The organism is Pseudooceanicola sp. NS-SX8, from assembly GCF_057380755.1.
Genome location: NZ_CM170819.1, coordinates 1889854 through 1912377 on the forward strand (window position 1 = coordinate 1889854; position 22524 = coordinate 1912377).

The window sequence follows — 22524 nt, forward strand, 5'->3', positions numbered from 1 at the left end:
CCCGGCCCGTTCTAACCTGCAGATGACGCCCGGGGTGCAGCCCGGTCGCATCGCCCCCGAAAGGGTTCAGAGGAGTAGAACTATGAAACGTGCAATCCTGTTCAGTGGCGCTGCCGCCATTGCCCTTGCTGCCATGGCCACCACCGGCTCGGCACAGACGACGGAAACCCCCGCGCCGCAACCGCCGGCCGGTCAGCAGGCCCCGATGGGGCACCCGCCGATGGGCCGCGGCCCGGTCATCGACTTCGGCGCCGCCGATACCGATGGCGACGGCAAGCTGACCATGGAAGAGATCCAGGCCGCAGGCCAGGCCCGCATGGCCGATGCCTTCGCCGAGGTCGATGCCGATGGTGACGGCTCCGTCACCACGGATGAGGTCGTGGCCTTCATGAAGGCCAAGGCCGAAGCCCGCCGCGAGGCGCGGATGCAGGCGGCCGCCGAACGCGCCATGGCGCGGGCCGATGCCAACGACGACGGCGTGATCAGCCTGGATGAGATCACCCCGCCGGACCACGCCAAGGCCGACGGCTCCTTCTTCGAACGCATCGACACCGACGGTGACGGCGCGATCAGCCAGGAGGAATTCGACGCGGCCCAGGCCCGGATGGGGCAGCGCGGCCCGCGCGGTCCCGAAGGTGGTCCCCAAGGTGGCCCGCAGGGCGAACATGGTCCGCGCGGCATGGGTCCGCAGGATGGCCACGGTGATCACGGCAAACCCCGTGACGGCCGGCCCATGATGGGCGGCCACGGTGACGGCCATGGCGGTGATCGCGGCGACAACCACGAGTCCCACAACCAAGGGCCCCGTGGCCCGCAGGGTCCCGATGGCCAGGGCCCGCGCGGCCCTCAGGCCCCGGGTGAAGGTCAGGGCATGGGCGGCGAAGGCTCCCTGCTGCCCTTCTTCCTCTTCGGCATGCCCCAGGCACGCTAAGAGCCCGCAATTGCCGGCCCCCGCAATGGGGCCGGATGGAATTCCCGTCCTGTCGCCGGAGTTGACTGAACCGGCACATGGCAGGGCGGGAAGGTCCCCTGGTCAAGTCCCTGACCAGGGGGTCCTCCCGAGCCCGGGGCGGAAGCTGCGTCCCCCGAAGTACCGCCCCGGGCTTGGGCTCTCACCGATCGACCTGGCCGCAGGGGCGGGCGCCGATCGGCGGACATTCCGGCCGTGGCCACTAGCCCCGGTCACAGCTTGCGGAAAACCGGCAGCGCGGCGCCGAAAAAGCGGCCTCGTTCCGGGTTTTCCCCCAGGCGCAGGGCGCGCCGGACCGTGAATATGGACAGCCCGGGTTGAAACGTATAGCCCGGCCGACATGGAAGAAATGGCTTTCGACGATCCAGACGCCATACCCGACGACACGCTCCTCGTGCTCTATGCCAACGGGGATGCGGCGGCGTCGCGCCTGCTGACCACGCGGCTCGCGCCGCGGGTGCTGGCGCAGGCCGTCCGTATCCTGGGCGACCGGGCAGAGGCGGAGGACGTCACGCAGGAAGCGATGCTGCGCCTGTGGAAGATCGCCCCCGACTGGCGCCAGGGCGAAGCCAAGGTCACCACCTGGCTCTACCGGGTGACGGCCAACCTCTGCACCGACCGGCTGCGCAAGCGCCGTGGCGGTGCCGATATCGACGACATACCGGAACCGGCCGATCCGGCCGCCCCGGTACATGAGGCGATGCAGAGCCGCGCCCGGCTGGACGCCCTGCAGGAGGCCCTGAACCAGCTTCCCGACCGCCAGAGACAGGCGGTGGTCTTGCGTCACCTCGAAGGACTGGGCAATCCTGAGATTGCCGAGATCCTGGACATCAGCACCGAGGCGGTCGAAAGCCTGACCGCCCGGGGCAAACGGGCGCTGAGCCGTCTGCTGGCGGACCGGCGCGAAGAACTGGGGTATCACGATGACTGATCGCGACAGAAAGGACATGCTGCCCGAAGATGCGCTCGACGCGCTCTTCGAAGAGGCACGCGCACAGGACTTTTCGGGCAGGTCTCACGGGATGCCCGGCAAGACCTTCGGCGGCACCTTCAGCGGCACCTTCAGCTCTGGCCCGGGCGGCGATTTCGGCCTGCCCGCAGGGCTGACCGCCCGTATCCTCGACGATGCCGACCGGCTGAGTGCCGAACGGGAGGCCCGCGCACAGGAAGCCCGCGCGACCGCCCGCGCCGCGGCCCCGGTTCGCGTGGCCGTGCCCGGCATGGTGCCCGCCGGCGCCGGCATGGGCGGGGGCATGCTGCCCGGCGGTGGCATGGGGCTCGATGACTTCTGGCATCAGCTGACCCGGGCCATCGGCGGCGTGCCCGCGCTTGCGGGGCTGCTGGCGGTGACGGTGGCTGGGCTCTGGCTTGGCATCATGCCGCCCGATGCGCTGCAGACCGGGTTCGACAATGCCTTCGGCAGCGCGATCACCTCCGATCCCTACCTGGTGGACAGTACCTCCGCCTTCGATTTCCTGCAGACCGACGAGGGCTGATGACGTGACCGATCCCAAGACCGAAACCGGCACCACCCCTGCGCCGAACGGGGCCTCCCCCGATCCGGTCCGGCCGCCGCGCGCGCGGCTCGGCATGGGGGTGCGCATCCTGCTCTTCACCTCGCTGGCGCTGAACCTGGCGGTGGCGGGGCTGGTCGCGGGCTTCCTGTCCCGCGCGCCCTTCCGGCCGCCGCCGCCGCGCCCCGACCGGGTTGGCGGCGCTCTGACCTCCGCGCTGAACGAAGAGGACCGCCGCGCCATCGGCCGTGCCGTCTTCCAGGAGATGCGCAAGAGCGAGGATGACAGGTCGGTGCGGGAAAGCGAGTATCAGAACGTGCTCGCCACCCTGCGGGCAGAGCCCTTCGATGCCGCCGCGCTGGACGCCAGCCTGCAACGTCAGGCGCAGGATTCCATGCGCATGCAGCGCGCGGGGCAGGAGGCCTTCCTGGAACGTATTCGCCAGATGACCCCGGACGAGCGCCGCGCCTTCGCCGATCGCTTCGAAGAGGCCCTGCAGCGCGAGAAGGACAAGGACCGCAAGCCCCGTCCCTGAGGCCCGTCCCTGATACCCCGCCCCTGACCGGCCGCCCCTGATCGACCGTGCCTCCCCGGCCGACCCTGATCGACCGTACCTGACCGACTGGGCCTGACCGGCTGCCGACCGCCCCTTGATCAAAGGCGGAAAGGGTACGGACAGGGCGCAGACTGGACGCGAACCGGGGTCTGGCAGGGCATCGGCGGGGATTTGACAGAGCGTTGGCTGGGCTCTTGCAGGGCGCTGTTCAGGCACAGGGACGGTACAGGGACCGACGCCCGCATCGCGCTCCGCCGTGTGGCGCGCGGTCCAATTTCGATAGCGTCCCAGTCCTTTCGTGGTGCAGTCCTTTCGTGGTGCAGTCTTTTCGCATCCCAGTCTTTCGCGGGGCAGTCGTCTCGCAGGCCATCCATCGGCCCGTCGCCGCGCCTTCCTCGCCCCCTATCCCGGCGGCCTCCTGCCTGGCTCCAGCCACCAGGCCGGCAAACGCGCCGCTCAGGCTCCATTCCCACTGCATGCGGCGCCGCAATCCCGCCCGGTCGCGCCGAAAGCGCCCCGCGAGTCCGATCCCGCCAGCCGGGGCCCCGCCAGCAAGTCACGCCAGCAGGCCCGCAGCAGGGGCCCGCCTGGATGTCTCTCCCAGCCCGCCGCCCGCTCTCATCCAGCCCGCGCGCGGCCTCCCTCATCGGCGTTCCGGTTCAGGTTCAGCCCGCCCTGACCCATCGACCTTGCCCGCCGGCCCTGGCTCGCCCCACCGGCCTGATTTGCCCCTCTGGCCTGACTTGCCGCTTTGGCCGCTTCAACTCCGACCGGGGGGGGCAATTGGCCAATGCAAGGCCCTCACGTCAGTACCTGCCGTGTCGCTTGGCCCGTCCTTGCAAGCCGCTCCTTCCTCGCCGACCTTGGGCGCGCGACTTCCCTTCCGGTCCGCCTGTCTGGCACGCGTTGCCTCGCCTGAAAGTTCAGGCTCTGGCATTCGCCGGTCACGCCAATCCGGCTTCAGCTGACTGTACCTGCCGTTTCGCTCATGTCGGCCAGCCCCGGGCGGGCAGGCTGGCCTTGGCGCCGCCCCATCTGGGCGCGTCCCGTCAGGGCTTGTGCAACTTCAGGCTCTGTTCCCTTGGCGCGCAAGCGCCCGTCGTCGCCGGGCCTCCTCACCCTCCCTCATCCAACCAGGTTTTCCCGCCTGCGCGGCATCATAGGTCGCGCCCCGGATCCGGCCCTCCTGCCGTGCCCCGGGCGCACCTAGTGTCCGGCGCCGATCCGGCGCCCTGCGGACAGGGGGCCGCCCGGCGGATCATGGGCGACCACGCGGTCGCGCCCGGCGTTCTTGGCGGCGTAAAGCGCCCGATCCGCATCCTCCAGCAAAGCTTCCGGGCTGCGGCGCCCCGCGCCGCCCAGCGTCACCCCGACGGAGATCGTCAGGGGGATCTGCATGCCGCCATCGGCCAGCGTCACTGGCTGGCGGCGGACACCGTCGCGGATCCGGTTCGCCACCTGCAGCGCGGCCTCCCGCCCGGTTTCCGGCAGGATCGCCAGGAATTCTTCTCCGCCGATCCGCGCCAGGACGTCGTCGGGGCGCAGGTGCTGCTGCATCACCTCGGCGACAGCGCAGAGCGCCCGGTCGCCCGTGGCGTGGCCATGGGCGTCGTTGACCGCCTTGAAGTGATCGAGGTCGGCCACCAGCACCGCGAACTGTCCGCCCCGCATGGCACAGGCGCGGGAGATTTGCGCCAGCCGGGGCAGGGCAAAACGGCGGTTGTGCAGGCCCGTCAGCGGATCCGTGACCGAGGCGCGCAGGCTTTCGGCCAGGGCGCGGCGCAGGGCGCGGCGGCGGGTCAGGCGGCGGTGCAGCAGGCGCAGGCGGGCGGCGACCTCCTCCGCATCGAAGGGACCGGTCATCACCGCGCTGGCGCCGATCTCGAACCCCTGGGCCTGGATCTTGGGGCCGGCGCCGGGGGCAAACAGCAGGATCTCCTGCTCCACCCGGTCGCCCCGATTGATCAGCTCCGCCAGCAGGCGCAGGCCCCGGCTCTCCTGCCGGCAATCCAGGCCCAGCACCAGAAGCCCGTGGCGCGCCGGCAGGGCGCAGCTGCTGCCGCTGCGTCCCGCGCCAGTGCCAGTGCCAATATCAGTGTCCGTTTCCGCCTCCGCGCGCAGCCGCTCCTGATCCAGGAAGTCGAGCCGGACCCCCGGCAGCCCCTCCATCGCCCGCCGCCAGGCCGATGCCGTCGCCGCATCGGGCGCGATCAGGCTGGCGCGGGTGGCGCCCAGGAAGGGCGGCGCGGTTTCCGACAGGCCGGGCACGCCCAGGTCGCTGCCGCGCAGTTTCAGCGTCTGCAGCTCCTCGCGCGCGCGATCATGGGATCTCAGCCGGGCGCGAAACACCTCTTGCGGTTCGCTGCGTGGGATCACGTCGTCGGCCCCCGCCGACAAAAGCTCGGCCCGGCCGGTCTGCGCGCCGGGCGCGGTCACCACCAGCAGGGTCGCCTCCGCCAGTTGCGGCACCGCGCGCAGCCGCCGCAGCAGGGCGGCCTGCGGCGCCTCGCACAGCTCATCCGCCACCAGCAGGACCCCCGGGCGCCAGTCCGCGGCCTGCGCCAGCGCCTCCGCGGCAGAGGTCGCGACGCGGATCTCGTAGAAGGCACCGGACAGGCGCGCCGCCAGGGTGATCCGGCGGGTCACGTTGTCGTCCAGGATAAGGATGCGGCCCGGCATGCGGGATCTCCTGCTTGGGGCGCCGGATTGGCTCCGGTCTGGGGGACATTTTCACAACGGCACCAAGGCGCTGTTGCCTAGCCCATGGATTGGTGAAATTGGTTAACAAAGCCTTGCAATCGACCCGTCAGTTTTGTGTCAGCCAGGAGGGAAACCATGGCAATCAGCCCCAGCCGAGCCGAGGATATCGCCACCGCCTGCCTGATCTGGCTGGCGGGAAACGACGATCTGCTGCCCGTCTTCATGGGGGCCACCGGGTTGGCCGTCGAAGACCTGCGAACCGCGGCGGGTGACCCGCAATTCCTTGGTTCCGTTCTGGATTTTCTGCTGATGGACGATGCCTGGGTGGTCGCGTTCTGCGATGCGCAGCAGTTGACCTACGACACGCCCTTCCAGGCGCGGCAGGCCCTTCCGGGCGGGGAACAGGTGCATTGGACCTGAGCGCCGGCGCCTCGGCTGCTCTTTGCCGACGGGCTGTTACGTAAGCGCATGATTTGAGCGAAGCCGGTTAACGAGCCCTTGTTCAAGCTGGGGCGTTTGTCCCTGCGGGCCATGCGTGGGGCCATCCTTGGGGCCTGTCAGGGGGGGGCATCAGCGGGGTCCTGCGGCCCGATGGGAAAGGGCTGCCTTGGCCACCCCTGGGTATTGCGGCGATCTTGCCGGGATCCTGCAGGGACCTTGCAAACATTGCGCCGATCCGTCCGCTTTCGGCCCCTCATCCGGCCCATCATCCGGCCCCGATCCGAAGGTATCGCGCCTCTGATACGGCCCCGTCCCCCGATGTGGCCTCGTGGTAATCCTGCGATGGCCCGCCGGACGGGCAGGCGCTTGCGCGGGTCCGGTCCCGGGCGCTGTGCGGCCTATGCCCGCCACGGGTCCCTCCGCGGCTGCGCCCCATCACGGGGCGAGGGCGCAGGCGCACTCGCTGTGCCGAAGTTGCGGCAGATCGAACGCCCGCCGTTTGAGGTTCTGGCCTGGGTCCTGCCGCGCTTCCTCGCATACGTCCTGCCGTAGGTTGCCCCTCCCGTCCGCGCGGACCCGCCGGGCAGGGGCACTTGGACGGGGCTGCCTGGAAAGCGCCCCATGGACAATGTCGGCCGAACAGCGTCGCCCGAAAAGGGTCGGCTGGACGAGGTGACTGGGGCAAGGCGACTTGGACAAGGCGACTTGAACAGGGCCGTCCGGAGCGGGCCGGCGGTTACAGGTGGCTCAGCTGGGTTTCCTCGCCCTCGGCCAGGCGGCGGAGCAGGGTCAGCAGTTGTTCCACGTTTTCCTCGCCCAGACGGTCGGCCATCACGGCACCGTTTTCACGGGCATAGGGGGTGGCGCTGCGCACCGCGTCGCGGCCGTCTTCGGTCAGCGTGATCTGCCGCGTCCGCCGGTCGCCCGTGCCCGAACTGCGCGACAGCAGCCCCGCCTGTTCCAGCTGGCGCAGCGCGCGAGAGGTCGCCGTACGGTCGATCCCCACGAAATCCGCCAACTCGGAGGGCTGCGACAACCCCTCGTTGGCCAGGCCGACCAGGATGCACCAGGTGATCCGTGTCAGGCCAAGGTCACGCAGCCGTTCATCCAGCCGCCGCTCCTGCAGGCGGGCCGTGACCGAAAGCCAGTAGCCAAGGGAGTCATGAAGCTTGTAGGGGGGGATCTCGCTCTCCATGCGGCCCATCAGACTGAGCAGGGCCGGAAAGTCAAGCATTGCCGGAGTGATAGCCTTTGCAAATATGGCCCGATGTGTTTGCAAAGGCCGCTTGTCGGTTTGCAAAGGGGTGGTGGGGTATTTGCAAACAGACTGCGGCGCGGGGATGCGGCTGGGCGCCCTGCGGTCGCCGAAACTCCGCGCGGCGCGGTAACGCCGACGGGCCATCGGGGCAGGGCGGCCGCTGATCGGTGCGTGGGGGAGCGCGGCTTGAAGCTGGCCGGTGACGGCCCGGTGGCAGTCTTTCGGCGTGCCTGCGGACAGGATCACAGGGCATATGCCTGACCATTTTCGCTCCTGACCGGTTCCGCGCCGCTGACAGATCCTTTCGATAGATCCTCCCGGCAGATCCTCTGCACTCCGGCCGGGACACGGCCACGACAGGGGCCGCAGCGCGACAAGACCCTGTCAGGGGGACACTGAATGGGGCATTGGATGGGGTGTCGGAGGAGGCGCCGGGACCGGGCATTGAGGCGGGGCGCAGGGACCTGACGGTGGCTGCGTCCGATGCAGGGTCGTCGCTATCCTGCTGAAAGGTGGCGGAAATGTCCCCCTGGCGTGACACCTTCGCCCTAGGTGCGTTTCCGGCTGGACCCGGACGGCGAGAGGGGCTTAGCTCAATGTTGGGCGTTCGGTGCGATCCGGGCAGGCGGCTTTGGGGGCCGTGGGATACCCGGCCGGAGCGGCAGGGCGCCCAGGAACATCAACAGGCGCGCCAGTTCGAAATGCCAGTTTGAATTGCCATGCTGATTTGCCGGTCTGACTTGCCAGTCAGAGAGCGGATCCGATCGCCGGGCCGACGACCGCTGCAATCCCGTCGACGGGCGCAGGGGCCTGAACCCCAGGCGTTTCGGCCAATTGGCGGGCGGTGAGGCGACCCCGGAATGGACCCGGCACCGGCACCGGCCCCGAAGCCGATACCGGTGCTGAACTTATCCGGGACCGGTCCGCAGGTGGGCGACGGGAAAGGCAGGCGGTTGGTAAGGCAGGCGGCGGCGCGCGCAGGGCAGTAGGGGACACTGCATGCTCAAGGGACTACTTTTCGACAAGGACGGCACGCTGTTCGACTTCGGCGGCACCTGGAACGCCTGGGCGTTGGGGGTGATGCAGACGCTTTCGGGCGGGGATCCGGCGCTGATGCAGGGCATGGCGCGCGCGCTGCGCTTCGATCTGGAGGCGGGCAGCTTCCTCCCCGACAGCCCGGTGATCGCCGGGACCAACCGCGAGGCGTCGGAACTGTTTCTCAGCCAATTGCCCGGGCGGGAGATGGAAGAGGTGGAACAGATCCTGATCTCCGCCGCGGCGGAGGCGCCCCTGGTGCCTGCAACCCCCCTTGTTCCCCTTTTCGAAGACCTGCAGGCGCGCGGCCTGGCCCTTGGGGTCATGACCAATGATTCCGAGCATTCGGCCCGGGTGCAGATCCGCAAGGCCGGGCTGGACCCCTTCCTCTCCTTCCTCGCCGGTTTCGATTCCGGCCATGGGGCAAAACCCGACCCCGATCCCCTGCTGGCCTTTGCGCGGCAGGCGGGCATCGGGCCGGCGCAGATCGCCATGGTGGGCGACAGCACCCATGACCTGATCGCGGGCCGGGCCGCGGGCATGATCTGCATCGGCGTCCTGACCGGCTTCGCCCCGGCGGAGGAGCTCACGCCCTACGCCCATGTCGTCCTGCCCGACATCGGCCACCTGCCGGGCTGGCTCGACTCCCTCACCTGACCGCGCCCCGTCGCGACCATCAGGGGGCCGGAAGCCTCGGGGACCCGGCCCCGCCTCCGATCGGGGACACCCGGCCGCTGTCGTCGCCCCCCGACTGCCCCCCAACACCAACCCCCGCCGCCTGACCCTGCACAGTCCCGCGCCAGTACGGCGGCGCATACGCCCCGCCCAGGGCCTCCCACCCCCGGACTTGCCTGAAAACGACGCCTCCTGTCGCATCCGTGGGCGCGCGCCCGCGGCGCCACCGCTCTGCTGGATCCAGCGATGGAGGATCCGATGACCGACACCCCGACCAGCCCCGCCGACACCGCCGCCCCGCGCAGCCGCCGCCGTGGCGGGGGCCGCGCCGGCTCCGCCGCCCGCCGTGGCTCCGCTGCCATCGCGCAAAGCCCCTGGCGCATTCCGGTCAATATCGACGCCCCCACCGAACCCCTGTCCGAAGACGGCGTCGCGGCCATCCACGATGCCGCCATGACCGTGCTGGAAGAGATCGGCGTCGCCTTCCTGCACCCCGAAGCGCGCAGCATCCTCGCCCAGGCCGGTTGCATGGTCGAAGGCGAGGTCGTCCGCATGGACCGCGATTTCGTGACCGAGATGCTGGCCCATGCCCCCGCCGAATGGACGCTCTATTCCCGCAACCCCGACCACGACCTGCCCGTGGGCGGCCGGCACATCCTCTTCGGCAATGTCTCCTCGCCGCCGAACTACTGGGACATGGACCTCGGCCGGAAGATCCCCGGCACCCGCGAACACTGCGCCAACCTGCTGCGGCTCACCCAGTACTTCAACTGCATCCACTTCGCCGGCGGCTACCCGGTGGAACCGGTGGACATCCACGCCTCCACCCGCCACCTCGATGTGCTCTTCGACAAGCTGACGCTGACGGACAAGGTGCCCCACGCCTATTCCCTTGGCGCCGAACGGGTCGAGGACGTGATGGAAATGGTGCGCCTCTCCGGCGGCTGGGACGAGGCGACCTTTGCCGCCCGCCCGCACCTCTATACCAACATCAACTCCACCTCGCCGCTGAAGCACGATTACCCGATGCTCGACGGCTGGATGCGCATGGCGCGGCGGGGGCAGGGGCTGATCGTCTCGCCCTTCACCCTCGCGGGCGCCATGGCGCCGGTGACCATGGCGGGCGCGGTGGTGCAAAGCCTGGCCGAGGGCCTCTCGGCCATTGCCCTGGCGCAGCACATCCGCCCGGGTGCCCCCTGCGCCTTCGGCACCTTCACCTCCAACGTCGACATGAAATCCGGCGCCCCCGCCTTCGGCACCCCGGAATACATGCGCGCCACCCAGATGACCGGCCAGATGTGCCGCCACTACGGCCTGCCGATGCGCGCGTCGGGCTCCTGCGCCGCCAACGTGCCCGACGGGCAGGCGATGTGGGAAACCTCCAACGCGCTCTGGTCTGCCGTGCAGTCGGGCGCCAACGTCGTCTACCACGCGGCAGGCTGGCTCGAAGGCGGCCTGATCGCCAGCCCCGAAAAGTTCGTCATGGACTGCGAGGTGATCCAGCAGATCCAGCGCTACCTGGAGCCGGAAATCTGCGCCACCGACCCCGGATCGCTCGCGCTGGAGGCGATGCGGGAGGTCCGCCAGGACGGCCACTTCTTCGGCATCCAGCACACCCAGGACCGCTACGCGACGGCCTTCTACCAGCCCTTCCTGTCCGACTGGCGCAACTTCGAGGCCTTCCAGCAGGCGGGAGAGGTCTGGACCGCCGAACGCGCCCACATGACCTGGAAACGCATCCTCGACGATTTCACCCCGCCGCCCATGGCGGATGCCAACCGCGCCGCGCTGGAAGACTTCGTCATCCGCCGCAAGGAAGAGGGCGGCGCGCCGACCGACTTCTGACCTCCGCCCGTTGCGGCAGGGGCAGGATGGGGCCATGGAGCAGGAGGCCGGGGAACCGTTCCGAAGAATTTGGGCCGATGAACGTGCTCCGGGGCAGGGGACAGGACCGGGAAACAGACCGGGTCAACAGACCCGCCAAGACAGGCCACCAAAAGCGAAAGGGCCGCCCCCACAAAAAGGACAGCCCCCACTCACTCAAGTCCCGAAATGTACCGTCCTCCCCAGAACGGTGCTTAAATTCCGTGCCGCGCCCTAGCGCACGGCAGAGACGGAGACGATCTCCGGCTCTTCGGTATCTCCCGGCTGCGGCAGGATGAACCCGTCCACCGGGTAGACGCTGCCGAAGGCGCCGGGGAAGCTTTCCAGCCGGACCCGCGACCAGTCGTTGTTCTTGGACACGTCCAGCACGCGCATGCCCAGCGACACCTCGTTGCGGTGCCAGTTGGCGTGATCCACCAGAAGCTCGCGATCCGACACCAGTTCGGACACCACCGCGACATGGCCCAGCGGCATCGACGGGGTGGCGGTAAAGGCCATGACCGCGCCCACGACGGGGCGGTGGTCGACCTCGAATTCCTCGGCCTTGGTGGCCTGCGGGAACCAGGTGCGCGCGTCGCCGTGGATCTGGATGCCCGAGAGGTTGCGGGCGAAGGGCACGCACCACACGCGGGCGCCCTTGGCTTGCAACGCCTCCACCTCTTCGATGGCGAAGGCCAGGTGGTCGGGGCTGATCCCCGTTTCGGTCGTTTCGCCGACCTGGCTGCATGCCGCAGCCGACAGAAGGCTCAGAAGAGCCATGCCGCGCAACAGCGGCCCATAGCGTTTCACGCTCACGGATTATCCCCCGATAGTCCCGTATTTCCCTCGTCACCGGCCGAGCGAGGCCGATGGCAGAGCTTTTCCCGCAAGAAACACGATCTGCCAAGCCTTCGTGAAACCTCTTGGCAGGATTTCGCCGCTATACGCCCGCGCCCGCCCGCGCGTGGTCGATTTCGCGTCATTTTACCTGCGCTGCGGGTCGCAAGCGGTGGAAAAGACTTGCGAAGATGTCCGGATCCGGGAAATCTCCCTGCCGCCGAACGACGGGGCCGCAGAGGCTTTGCATGGAGGCCTCAGGAGGCAACAGGGCCGCAAAGCTCTCGCCTGTCCGTCAGGCGACCGTCGCACCGGGCCTTCGCGGCTCCTGATCACCTTGATCACTGGGCTCTTGATCACCGGGCTCTTGATCACTGGGCGATGACCGCGCCGGTACCTCGCCCGTAATCCGTGCCTTCATCCGGGGCCGTCATCCGTGGCCGTCATCCGGGGCCGTGTCCGGTTGGATCGCGTATGCCGCTCACCGCCGGGGGCCAGGGCGGGGCCGGTTCGGTTCACCACATCAGGTCACACTCTGACCCGCCCGGATCAGGTCACCTTGTCAGACCAGCGGATTGTCATGGCAGACCACCAGGAAGGCCGTGGGCTTGCTCTCCAGCAGGTCCTTCAGGTCCTGGTAGCATTGATCGACCCGGCCCAGGATGCCGATGCAGCCGCGCGTGCCGGGCAGGTTTCCGTCGGGATGGATGCGCAACAGGGTGCGGGTGGTCGAAAACTGCGGGTCCACGTTGACGCTCCAGGGGGGGACGGTCATCGGCCCCACGCTGCAATCAATCGGGATCCCGCCATTGGCCTCGTCCGTGTCCCGGCCCATGTTGGCCTTCTTGCGCAGGCGCAGCGTATGCACCTTGTAGAGCCCGTTGGGCAGCGGCAGCAGGGTCCTGCTCCCGCTCAGCGCCGGGTAGCTGCGCCCGGTGCCCGCCACCTTGAAGACCCCATCGACCCGCTGCCGCGTCGGGTTCTTCGTTCCGTTGAAATACAGGTCCGGTGTCACGACATGCCTCCCCTGGCCGGGCTGCGTCCCCCGGCTGTTTCCCCTGATACTGTGCCGGGCGCAGGCCACTGCGCGCGCCCCGGACGGGACCATTGCGCATCGCTGCGGGCAGCGGGACAAGCCCCCAATACGTCGTAGTGCGGAAATCAACAGGGAGAGGCAGCAGGATGGGACGCAGGACGGGACGCGGGCCCCTTCAGTCCAGCCGCCGGACCTCCACCTGGTTGCCATCGGCGCGGCGCGTCTCGAACAGCGGCAGGGAGGCCACAAGGTCGCTCAGCTTCTTCTTGCCGTAGCTGCGGGTGTCGAAGTCGGGCTTGGCGGCGGTGATGTACTGGCCGATCTGGCCCAGCAGATACCATTCGTCGTCCTGATTGATCGCATCCATCGCGCGGATGATCAGCTTGGTGGGATCCTCGGTTTCTGCCGGGGCCTCTGCGCCCACCGGCGCGGCGCGGCCCGGGGTCTCCTTCTTCGGGGGCTCCTTCTTCTGCTCGCCCTTCGGCTGGTCGGGCAGCAGGTTTTCCACGTAGATGAACCGCTTGCAGGCCTTCACGAAGGCGGCGGGCGTCTTGCGCATGCCCATGCCGAAGACATCCAGCCCCTGTTCCCGGATCCGGCTCGCCAGCCGGGTGAAATCGCTGTCCGAACTGATCAGCACGAAACCGTCGAAGCGGCCCGAATGCAGGATGTCCATCGCGTCGATCACCAGGCTGATGTCGGATGCATTCTTGCCGGTGGTATTGGCGAACTGCTGGTAGGGCACGATCGCCAGGTTAGCCAGCTTGTCCTTGGACCAGCCCTGAGGCCCGCCGCCGGAGAAATCGCCGTAGATCCGCCGGATGCTGGCCTCGCCCAGGGTGGTGATCTCCTCGAACATGGCCTCGGCGTATTTCGCACTGATATTGTCTGCGTCGATCAGAACCGCCAGCAGCGGTGTCTGGTTCTCGGTCGGCATGGGGTCACCTTCATTGTTTCGGCCAACCTACGGCAGATGACGCCCCGGCGCCAGCAGTCACCCCGGCAGCCGGGCGGCAGTAAACCGGCGGGCAGGCGCCACATGCGCCCGGGTGTTGAGCCTATCTTAAACCTCCTTCTCCATCCTGCGGCCAAGCCGGGTCAACGGCACAAACCAGGGCAGCAGCGGCAGATGCACGGCTTGATCAACAGGTCCATACAGACTTTCCTGCGCGACACCTACGGGGAGCCGCTCTGGCTCGACGTGGCTGCCGCCGCCGATCTCCCCTTTGCGGAGTTCGAGGCCATGCTGGCCTATGAAGACGCGCTGACCTGGCGCGTGCTGGAGGCCGCCGCCACGCGCCTGCGCAAGTCCCGCGCGATGCTTCTTGAAGACCTGGGGACCTATCTCGTCAGCCATCCCCACAACGAAGGCCTGCGTCGCCTGCTGCGCTTTGCCGGGCTCACCTACGAAGATTTCCTGCATTCCCTCGATGACCTGCCCGACCGCACCCGCCTGGCCGTCTCCGACCTCGACCTGCCGGAGCTGGAGCTGCGCCAGCATTCCGGCAAGCGCTTCACCATCACCAGTTCCGGGCGCCTTCCCGGGTTCGGCCATGTGCTCGTCGGGATCTTGCGCGCCATGGCGGATGATTACGGGGCGCTCGTCATGCTCGAATACGCCGGTCGTCAGGAGGGCCGGAAGGAGGAGCGTCAGGGCGGGCATCAGCAAGGCGGGCATCAGCAAGACTGGCCGGGGCATCCAACGGGCGCCCCTGCGGCCCCGCCCGGCGGCGCCGATCTGGGCACCCACGAAGTGGTGGAGGTCACGCTGGTCGAAAGCGCCTTCGCCGAAGGGCGCGCCTTCGATCTCGGGGCACGCACAGGATGACGGCCGCCGACGCTCCGCCCGGCTCGGGGGACGGGCCCGGTGTAAATTCCGGTGTTCGGCCCGCCACAAGGCCCGCTGCCGATCCGGATCGCACAGGCCCCGCGATACCGCCGCGGGACAGCGGTCCGGCGGGGGGCAGCGGACGGGCAGGGGCCAGTGGACGGGCAGGCACCAGTGGCGGGGCGGGGGGCGCCGCTCCGGCGGAGGCCCTGGCGCCGCTGACGCGCGATGCGCTGGACATCCTCTCGCCAATGCATGTGCTGCTCGATCCCACCGGCCACGTGGTCCAGGTCGGTCCCACCATGCAGAAGCTGCGCCCGGATCTGCCCATGGCGGGGCGGCGCTTCCTGGAACTCTTCGAACTTTCCCGCCCGCGCATGGTCGATTCCATGCCCTCGCTGCTGGCCTCGGCGGGGACAAAGCTGCACCTGCGGCTGCGCGACGAACCCCGCACCGCGCTGAAGGCCGTGCTGGCACCGCTGGCGCCCGATGCGCAGGGGCGGCGCGGGGCGGTCGTCGATCTTTCCTTCGGGATCTCCATCGTCGATGCGATCCAGTCCTATCGCCTGCACTCGGGGGATTTCTCCCCCACAGACCTGACCATCGAAATGCTCTACCTGATCGAGGCGAAGACCGCCGCGATGGAGGCTTCCCGCACCCTCAACCTGCGCCTGCAGGGGGCCAAGATCGCGGCGGAGGAACAGGCCTACACCGATACGCTGACCGGGCTGAAGAACCGCCGCGCCATGGATCACATCCTGTCGCGGCTGATCCGCACCGGGCAGGATTTCGCGCTCATGCACCTCGATCTGGACTGGTTCAAGCAGGTCAATGACACCCACGGTCACGCGGCGGGCGACCACGTCCTGCAACATGTCGCCCGCGTGATGATAGAGGAAACCCGCGCCGGCGATACCGTGGCCCGGATCGGCGGGGATGAATTCGTGCTGCTCTTCCACCAGCTGACCCGCCGCGCCCGGATCGAGGACATCGCCCGCCACCTCATCGCCCGGCTGGAGGAACCGATCCTTTTCGAAGGGGCGGCCTGCCGGGTCTCCTGCTCCATGGGCACGACCCTTTCGACCGACTACGCCCCGCCGCAGGCCGACCAGATGCTGGCCGATGCCGATGCCGCGCTTTATGAAAGCAAGAAGGCCGGGCGCGCCTGCCACAGCTTCTTTCGCCCGCTGCCCCCCGCCTGATCGGCCCGCGTGATCCGCTCATTCTGATCCCCCCAAACTGATCCCTCTGGCCCGTTCGCCCTGATCTGCTGCCCCGATGTGTTGCGTGCAAAGGCATGATGTGGGGCCTTCAGGCTGCTCCCGATGGGGCGGGATGTGGTGCCCGGCGTGCGGGGCACCTCGGGGCGCAAATCGGGCCCAAACCGGAACTGCCCGGGTACTGTAGCCGCGCCCGCTAAAGTGGCATTCTTGCAGCATATCTCGTGTTCGGAAAACGCCTCTACCCAATCCCCGGTAGACCCCCTATAGTCACTGTGGATAAAACCGAGTTGGCCCCTACTTGCAGGGGCAGGTGTGGGGAGCAAGGGGCCATGCGCTGTCCGTTCTGCGGAAATGTCGATACTCAGGTGAAGGATTCCCGCCCGGCGGAGGATCACGCCGCCATCCGTCGGCGCCGTCTCTGCCCCGCCTGCGGTGGCCGTTTCACCACCTATGAACGCGTCCAGCTGCGCGATCTGGTGGTGATCAAGTCCAATGGCCGGAGAGAGGACTTCGACCGTGACAAGCTCGAACGGTCGATCCGCATCTCGATGCAGAAGCGCCCGGTCGAACAGGAACGGATCGACCAGATGATCTCCGGCATCGTGCGGCGGCTCGAAAGCTCCGGCGACACCGACATCCCCTCCAAGATGATCGGGGAGATCGTGATGGAAGCCCTGGCGCGGATCGACACCGTGGCCTACGTGCGCTTTGCCAGCGTCTACAAGAATTTCCAGGAAGCGGGCGATTTCGACAAGTTCGTCTCGGAGCTGCGCCCCGCCATCCCCCGCGACGAGTGATCCGGCCGTGACCCATCGCCCCGAAGATGCGCGCTACCTGGCGCTGGCCCTGTCGCTCGGCCGCCGGGGGCAGGGGCGTACCTGGCCCAACCCCTCGGTGGGCTGCGTCATCGTCAAGGACGGCATCGTGCTGGGCCGTGGCACCACCGCGCCGGGCGGACGGCCCCATGCCGAACCCCAGGCCCTGGCCCAGGCGGGCGAGGCCGCGCGCGGCGCCACCGCCTATGTCTCCCTCGAACCCTGTTCGCACCACGGCAAGACGCCGCCCTGCGCAGAGGCGCTGATCGCCGCCGGCATCGCCCGCGTCGTCGCCCCGATCGAGGATATCGACCCCAATGTCGATGGCCGCGGCTTTGCCATGCTGCGCGACGCCGGGGTGGAGGTCACGACGGGCCTGCTCTGCGACGAGGCGCTGGCCGATCACGAGGGCTTCTTCCTCAACCGCGCCCAGGGCCGCCCCCGGGTGACGCTGAAACTGGCGCTCTCGCTGGATGGCCGCATCGCCACCGCCTCGGGCGAAAGCCAGTGGATCACCGGGCCGCAGGCGCGGCGCGAAGTGCATGCCATGCGCGCCCGCCACGACGCCGTGATGGTCGGCGCGGGCACGGCGCGGATCGACGACCCCTCCCTGACCGTGCGCGACATGGGCGTGGATCACCAGCCGGTGCGCATCGTCGTCTCCCGCCGCATCGACCTGCCGCTGATGGGCGCGCTGGCGCGGACGGCGAAACAGGTGCCGGTCTGGATCTGCCATGGCCGCGATGCCGACCCGGCGCTGATCCAGGCCTGGGAAGGGCTGGGCGCGCGGCTCTTCTCCTGCAACCTGGCGGGCCGACAGCTCGACATCACCTCGGTGCTGCAGGAACTGGGCGCGGCGGGCCTCACCCGGGTCTTCTGCGAAGGCGGCGGCGCGCTGGCCGCGACCCTGCTGGGCGCCGACATGGTGGACGAACTGGTGGTGGTCTCCGCGGGCCTGGTGCTGGGCGCCGAAGGCCGCCCGGGCATCGGTGCCATGGGCATCGACCGCCTGGCCGAGGCCCCCCGGATGGACCTGGTGGAAGAACGCCGGATCGGCCCCGATGTCATGACCCGCTGGCTGCGCCCCCGCGCCTGATCAGGCTCCCCCCGGCTTCCCAGGTTCTCAGCGGCGCCAGATCCAGGACTGGGTCGCCATGATCCCCTGCAGCTTGGCCAGCAGTCGCAGCGCGGGCGCGCGCGGGCTCACCCCGGCCTCCAGCCGATCCACTGCGACCTCCACCGAACAGGGCAGCCCCGTCACCGGATCCAGGTAGCGCGGGTAGTCGATCAGGGCGGCATGCACCAGGCCTTCCAGGTTCACCTGCACATGGCGCCGGGGCGGATGCTCCAGATCGCGGGTCAGGCCCCAGCCGGCGTAGAAGGGCTGCCCGGTGCAGAACACGTCGACCCCGCGCAACAGCGCCTCGAACCCGGTCAGCGATGTCATCGTCCAGACCGCATCGACCTGCTTCAGCAGGGTGTCGATCTCCGCCCCCGGGACCAGGTGATCGGCCAGCTGCAGGGCCAGGTTCGCGGACATCGCGCCCGGGCGCAGGCCGCGCGCCACGTCGGGGTGGGGCTTGTAGAGCAGGGTCGCATCCGGCTCCACCCGTCGCGCGGCGGCCAGCAGCTCCATGTTGCTCTTCACCAGGCCCGCGCCGTAGCGGACAGAGGCATCGTCCTCCACCTGGCCCACCACCAGGATCATGCGCCGGCCCGGGGTGCGCTCCGGCAGGGTCCGGTCCCCGCCCAGGTTGTATTTCGAAAGCCCGCTGGCGGTCAGCCGCGCGATCAGCCGTTCGGCCCGCCGCTGCTGATCCGGCCGCAGCTCCGCCCGGGTGGCGATCAGCTGTTCCAGCCGGCTTGGCTTGCGGGCGTCGTAGTACATCCCCAGCTCGTCCAGGCACAGCGACAGCGGCGGCACCAGCTCCGCCCCCAACCCGCGGGAGCGCAGGAACCCGTCTTCCACCCCCACCGCCTGGCGCGCGGCGGGGCCCCAGACCATACGCTTTTCGGGCCCATGGGCCAGGGTGAAGCGCATGCGCTTTTCCTGCCCGAAGAAGGCCTGGAAATGCGGCCGCTTCCACAGCCGGATCTCGTTCGACCGCCAGCCCTGCCGGTCCTCGCGCCAGGCCCGCGCGCGCGCGGCCAGCCCCTCTGCGGCCTCCTCGGCGCTGCACAGGCGATCATGGTGGGGATCGTACCAGGTCGGATAAAGCAGCAGCGCCCCGGCGGCCAGCTGCGCCCGGGTCAGGTTGCGCCCCCGGCGGGACGGGCCGATGGGCAGGGGGTGCCGGTCATCGCTCAGCCCCCAGCCGGAATAGAAGGGCAGGCCGAAGACACGCGGCCGGTGCCCGCCCAGGATCGCCTCGAACCCCAGTTGCGAACTGACGGTGTAGACGGCGATGGCCCCCTCGATCAGCGCCCAGGGACTGACAGGGTCGCTCAGCAGGGTGATCCGCCCCTCGGGCGCGCCGGCCACGTCCTTTTCGCCGTAATACCCCGGGCGCTTGCCGCGCGCGGTTTCCGGGTGGGTCTTGATGACGATGCGGGCGCCGGGATGTTCCTCCTGCGCCCAATAGAGCATTTCGCGGAAGGTATTCGCATCCGCCCCGCCCAGGCGCACGCTGGCATCGCCCCGCACCTGGTCGACGACCAGGACGTAGCCCGGGGCGGGCAGGGGCAGGGCGGGATCGGTCGCGCTGTACTTCGACAGATGCGCCTCCTGCATGCGCGCGATCAGCCCGCGGGCCCGGCCCAGCAGGTGGGCATCGTCGAAGGGATGGCTCTTCAGCAGGCTTTCCAGGTCCGACGGGCCGGTGCCGTCGAAATGGCTGCCCGTCTGCGCGATGGTCAGGCTGACGGGCGGCTCCCCCGTCCGGCCGGGGTGAAGGGAGCGCAGGAAACCGTCCTCCACCCGGATCAGCCGCGCACCCGCGCGCTCCGCCGCCGCCTCGCCGCGCCTGGCATAGGGGGAATGGCCCCAGACGGCGATCTGCCCGCCCGGCTCCGGTCGGCCAAGGGTCAGCCGGTATCCCGACAGCTCCAGGATGCGGCGCAGCCGCTTCTGCCGCATGAAGCCGAGGTTGAGGTAATGCAGTGCGACGGGGGAGGCAGCTTCCCCAGGGTCACCCCCGGCGCGGTCTGCGCTCCCCTCCGCTCCGGCCTGGCTATGCGCCGCCGGTGTCATGCCGTCAGTAGTCTGCCACGGATTGCAGCGTATCGACCGAGCTGAGAGAGCCGGTCAGAGCGCCAATCGTCTTGTCCCACTGGGTGAACGGCGCTTCGGTCACATAGACCAGGTCGCCATCGCGGATCAGGAAATCGCGCGCCATGAACATGCCGTTGGGCTTGGTCAGGTCCAGCACGTAGACCATGCGCTGCGCGCCCTGCAGGTCGGTGCGGCCCAGGACGCGTTGCGCGATCTCCTCCGCCTCGTTGCGGAAGACGAAGACGCCGGTGGGGTCGGCCGCGGTGGACTTCAGCCCGCCGGCCTGGGCCAGGGCCTCGATCCCCGAAAGGGTCTGGCTCTCGAAATCTATGACGGCCTGGGTACCGGTGGCGCCCAGCACGGTGAAGGACCGGGTGTCTTCCTCGACGATGATCCGGTCGCCGTCGCGCAGGGCGATGTCGTAGCGCGGATCGTCGAACAGGTCCTGGTACCAGATGGTCTGGCGCTGGTTGCCGCGCACCACGGTGATCAGTGCGCTTTCCGGCGACAGGCTGCCCAGGCCACCGGCGGCGGCGATCATCGACGACAGGCGGCGGGTGGGCCGTTCGATCGGGTAGACGCCATTTCCGGCAATCGCCCCGATCAGGGTGACGCTGGCGCCGTCGCCGGCCTCGCGCACGACCTCGACCTGCGGGTCCGGGGTCTGATCCTGCAGCTTTTCGGTGATGATCCGGCGGATCGCCTCGGGGGTGTTGCCCGCGGCACGGATCCGCCCGGCATAGGGCACGAAGATGAAGCCCGCGCCATCCACCTGCACGGCGTTCAGCCGGGTGAAGTTCACGCCCTCGCTGGCCAGCAGGCCCTCGTCCACGTTTTCCCAGATGGTCAGGGACAGGGTGTCGCCGGGGCGGATCACGTCCGATCCCAGCAGGCCCGCGCGCAGGAAGCTGTCGGAAAAGCCCAGGGAGGGGATCACCGCGGTGGCCCGCGTCACCCGGTCGTTCACATCCACCACGAAGGCATCGCCCTCGCGCTGCACGGAGCCGGCAAAGATCTCACGCTTGTTCGGGCCGCTGCGGGGCAGCACATCGCAGGAGGAAACGGCAAATATCGCCGCGACCAGCGCGACGGACCTCGCCCATCGGGTTGCTTTCGGGTTCACTGCTCGTCTCCTCGACCTGTTTCCGGTCGCTTGTTCTGCCGCGACCTGCCCGGTTTTGCCCGGATCCGCCGCTGTTTTTTCGCCTCTTTCCGGAAGGATATAGCCTCCCGCCCGCAAAATCCAGTCTCTCGCGTCCGGCCTATCGGACCAGTCGCAACTGTTGCCGGGGCGCCGCGGTGCCCGATCGCAGCGCGTCATAGGGGTCTTCCGCCGCCAGCATCATGTCCACCACCTGCCGCAGCAGCTGCCGCCGCGACCGCGCGGCGTAGAACCCGCCGGCGACCTGGCTCGTCTCCAGCAGGAAACGCCGGTAATCCTGGTAGGCCCTGCGGTCGGGCCGGGTGGCGCCGCCGAAGAACTCCGCGATCGGCTGGGTGGAAACGAACTCCGGCTTGTCATAGACCGCCCGCCCGAAGGTCTTCAGCGGGATGCCCCGGTACAGCACCTGTTGCCCGGCGGTGGAATTCACCGTCACCGCGCTGCGCGCATCGGCCAGCAGGGGGGCCAGCTTGCCACCCCGCAGCAGGTGGATCCGCCCCTCCAGCCCCATCTCGCGCGCCAGCCGCGAAAGCTCCGCCCGGACCGGCGCGCGCCCGTCGTCCAGCGGATGCGCCTTGAAGACCAGGTGATGATGCCGCGGCGCGCCCTCGGCAAAGCCGCGCATCACCACCTGAAGGAACTCGGCCATGCTGGCAAAGGGCGAATGCGCCAGGAAGGAACTGTCATGGGCCAGCTGCAGCAGCACCACGTGATAGGGGAACCCGCCCCGCCGCACCTGGCGGGAGGCCAGCCACCGCGTGACGGAGGTCACCGGCATGCTCACCAGCCGCTTCAGGTACAGCTTGAATTCCTGCGCCACCGTCAGGTCCCGGTGCGGGCGGAACTGGCGGTAGCGGCCATTGGCGCACATCACGAACCAGTGGTACAGCGCGCCGTAGAACACGTGTTCGCGCATGTCGCCCCAGACGGCGGGGGGCAGGGGGGCATCCATGTCCGACAGGGCCAGCATCTCCCGCATCTGATCCACCGAAAGGCGCATCAGGCGCGAATGCCCGTTCGATCCGCCCCGTTCGTAGGTCACCCAGTAGGGCCGCATGTAGCCTTCCTCGAAGACATGCACCCGCAACCCCCGCGCCCGCGCCAGCTTTACCGCATCGGCGTGGATCGGGCGCACGTCGCCGTAAAGCACGATATCCGTCACGCCCTTCTCGTCGCACAGGGCGCCAAACCGCGCGGGCCAGTCGCCGGGCGCCCCGTCGAAGGCGATGTAGCTCTCCCGCGCGCGCCAGAAGACGGCATCGCCCGCGTTGAACCCCACCCGCCAACAGGTGCTGCCCGCCCGGGCCAGGGCGCGGGCCAGCTGCTGGAAGAAGGGCCCGTGGGGTCCCTGCAGGAACAGGAAGACCCGGGCGTCCGGCGTCATGTCATTCATCTTTCTA

The 22524-nt window shown here is 69.0% G+C and carries 19 protein-coding genes; 11 read left to right on the forward strand and 8 right to left on the reverse strand.

What is annotated here, in order from left to right; all coding sequences use genetic code 11:
• The first annotated feature begins 82 nt into the window (after nt 1-82).
• The 4 genes from AC2IR1_RS08585 to AC2IR1_RS08600 all read left to right on the forward strand — a co-directional run bounded on the left by AC2IR1_RS08585 (nt 83) and on the right by AC2IR1_RS08600 (nt 3019).
• Nucleotides 83-931 carry an EF-hand domain-containing protein gene (locus AC2IR1_RS08585; RefSeq protein ID WP_486475864.1) on the forward strand — a complete coding sequence of 283 codons (849 nt, stop codon included), beginning with the start codon at nt 83-85 and terminating at the stop codon, nt 929-931.
• A gap of 379 nt (nt 932-1310) precedes the next feature.
• A complete protein-coding gene (locus AC2IR1_RS08590; RefSeq protein ID WP_486475865.1) occupies nt 1311-1901 on the forward strand; it encodes an RNA polymerase sigma factor in 591 nt (196 codons plus the stop codon).
• Nucleotides 1894-2466 (forward strand): hypothetical protein, encoded by a 573-nt coding sequence (locus AC2IR1_RS08595; RefSeq protein WP_486475866.1) that lies wholly within the window; start codon nt 1894-1896, stop codon nt 2464-2466. Before AC2IR1_RS08590 ends, AC2IR1_RS08595 begins: the two co-directional genes overlap by 8 nt.
• Nucleotides 2467-2470: 4 nt before the next feature.
• Nucleotides 2471-3019 (forward strand): periplasmic heavy metal sensor, encoded by a 549-nt coding sequence (locus tag AC2IR1_RS08600; protein WP_486475867.1) that lies wholly within the window; start codon nt 2471-2473, stop codon nt 3017-3019.
• Between the two features lie 1227 nt (nt 3020-4246).
• Here the strand turns inward: AC2IR1_RS08600 and AC2IR1_RS08605 are convergent.
• Nucleotides 4247-5719, reverse strand: coding sequence for a GGDEF domain-containing response regulator (locus AC2IR1_RS08605; RefSeq protein WP_486475868.1), 1473 nt, complete (start codon nt 5717-5719; stop codon nt 4247-4249).
• A 156-nt stretch (nt 5720-5875) separates the two neighbouring features.
• On the opposite strand from AC2IR1_RS08605, the gene AC2IR1_RS08610 reads away from it, so the two are divergent.
• On the forward strand, nt 5876-6160 hold the full coding sequence (locus tag AC2IR1_RS08610) for a DUF3572 domain-containing protein (protein WP_486475869.1): 285 nt from the start codon (nt 5876-5878) through the stop codon (nt 6158-6160).
• Nucleotides 6161-6917: 757 nt separating this feature from the next.
• On the opposite strand, the gene AC2IR1_RS08615 is transcribed toward AC2IR1_RS08610, so the two are convergent.
• A complete protein-coding gene (locus tag AC2IR1_RS08615; protein WP_486475870.1) occupies nt 6918-7415 on the reverse strand; it encodes a MarR family winged helix-turn-helix transcriptional regulator in 498 nt (165 codons plus the stop codon).
• A 1023-nt stretch (nt 7416-8438) separates the two neighbouring features.
• Between AC2IR1_RS08615 and AC2IR1_RS08620 the strand changes: the two genes are divergently transcribed.
• A complete protein-coding gene (locus AC2IR1_RS08620; protein ID WP_486475871.1) occupies nt 8439-9131 on the forward strand; it encodes an HAD family hydrolase in 693 nt (230 codons plus the stop codon).
• Between the two features lie 276 nt (nt 9132-9407).
• The gene (locus AC2IR1_RS08625; RefSeq protein ID WP_486475872.1) at nt 9408-10994 is read left to right on the forward strand and encodes a trimethylamine methyltransferase family protein; all 1587 of its coding nucleotides are present in this window, start codon (nt 9408-9410) and stop codon (nt 10992-10994) included.
• A 252-nt stretch (nt 10995-11246) separates the two neighbouring features.
• Here the strand turns inward: AC2IR1_RS08625 and AC2IR1_RS08630 are convergent, their stop codons facing one another.
• The 3 genes from AC2IR1_RS08630 to AC2IR1_RS08640 form a co-directional block, all read right to left on the reverse strand.
• Entirely contained in the window at nt 11247-11828 is a 582-nt protein-coding gene (locus AC2IR1_RS08630; RefSeq protein WP_486475873.1) for a CHAP domain-containing protein, read from the reverse strand.
• A 583-nt stretch (nt 11829-12411) separates the two neighbouring features.
• Nucleotides 12412-12864: a hypothetical protein gene (locus tag AC2IR1_RS08635; protein ID WP_486475874.1), complete on the reverse strand. Its 453-nt coding sequence runs from the start codon at nt 12862-12864 to the stop codon at nt 12412-12414.
• A gap of 196 nt (nt 12865-13060) precedes the next feature.
• Nucleotides 13061-13822, reverse strand: a complete 762-nt coding sequence (locus AC2IR1_RS08640) for an NYN domain-containing protein (RefSeq protein WP_486475875.1) — start codon at nt 13820-13822, stop codon at nt 13061-13063.
• A 192-nt stretch (nt 13823-14014) separates the two neighbouring features.
• Between AC2IR1_RS08640 and AC2IR1_RS08645 the strand changes: the two genes are divergently transcribed.
• The 4 genes from AC2IR1_RS08645 (at nt 14015) to ribD (ending at nt 17847) form a co-directional block, all read left to right on the forward strand.
• Nucleotides 14015-14713 carry a heme NO-binding domain-containing protein gene (locus tag AC2IR1_RS08645; protein ID WP_486475876.1) on the forward strand — a complete coding sequence of 233 codons (699 nt, stop codon included), beginning with the start codon at nt 14015-14017 and terminating at the stop codon, nt 14711-14713.
• A gap of 251 nt (nt 14714-14964) precedes the next feature.
• Nucleotides 14965-15915, forward strand: coding sequence for a diguanylate cyclase domain-containing protein (locus AC2IR1_RS08650; RefSeq protein WP_486475877.1), 951 nt, complete (start codon nt 14965-14967; stop codon nt 15913-15915).
• Between the two features lie 350 nt (nt 15916-16265).
• A complete protein-coding gene (gene nrdR / locus AC2IR1_RS08655) occupies nt 16266-16733 on the forward strand; it encodes a transcriptional regulator NrdR (protein WP_486475878.1) in 468 nt (155 codons plus the stop codon).
• 37 nt (nt 16734-16770) lie between these two features.
• The gene (gene ribD / locus AC2IR1_RS08660; RefSeq protein ID WP_486476388.1) at nt 16771-17847 is read left to right on the forward strand and encodes a bifunctional diaminohydroxyphosphoribosylaminopyrimidine deaminase/5-amino-6-(5-phosphoribosylamino)uracil reductase RibD; all 1077 of its coding nucleotides are present in this window, start codon (nt 16771-16773) and stop codon (nt 17845-17847) included.
• 27 nt (nt 17848-17874) lie between these two features.
• Here the strand turns inward: ribD and AC2IR1_RS08665 are convergent, their stop codons facing one another.
• The 3 genes from AC2IR1_RS08665 to AC2IR1_RS08675 all read right to left on the reverse strand — a co-directional run bounded on the left by AC2IR1_RS08665 (nt 17875) and on the right by AC2IR1_RS08675 (nt 22517).
• On the reverse strand, nt 17875-19941 hold the full coding sequence (locus AC2IR1_RS08665) for a capsular polysaccharide biosynthesis protein (RefSeq protein WP_486475879.1): 2067 nt from the start codon (nt 19939-19941) through the stop codon (nt 17875-17877).
• Nucleotides 19942-19945: 4 nt separating this feature from the next.
• On the reverse strand, nt 19946-21085 hold the full coding sequence (locus tag AC2IR1_RS08670; protein WP_486475880.1) for a polysaccharide biosynthesis/export family protein: 1140 nt from the start codon (nt 21083-21085) through the stop codon (nt 19946-19948).
• 139 nt (nt 21086-21224) lie between these two features.
• A complete protein-coding gene (locus AC2IR1_RS08675; protein ID WP_486475881.1) occupies nt 21225-22517 on the reverse strand; it encodes a capsule biosynthesis protein in 1293 nt (430 codons plus the stop codon).
• Between the last annotated feature and the right edge of the window lie 7 nt (nt 22518-22524).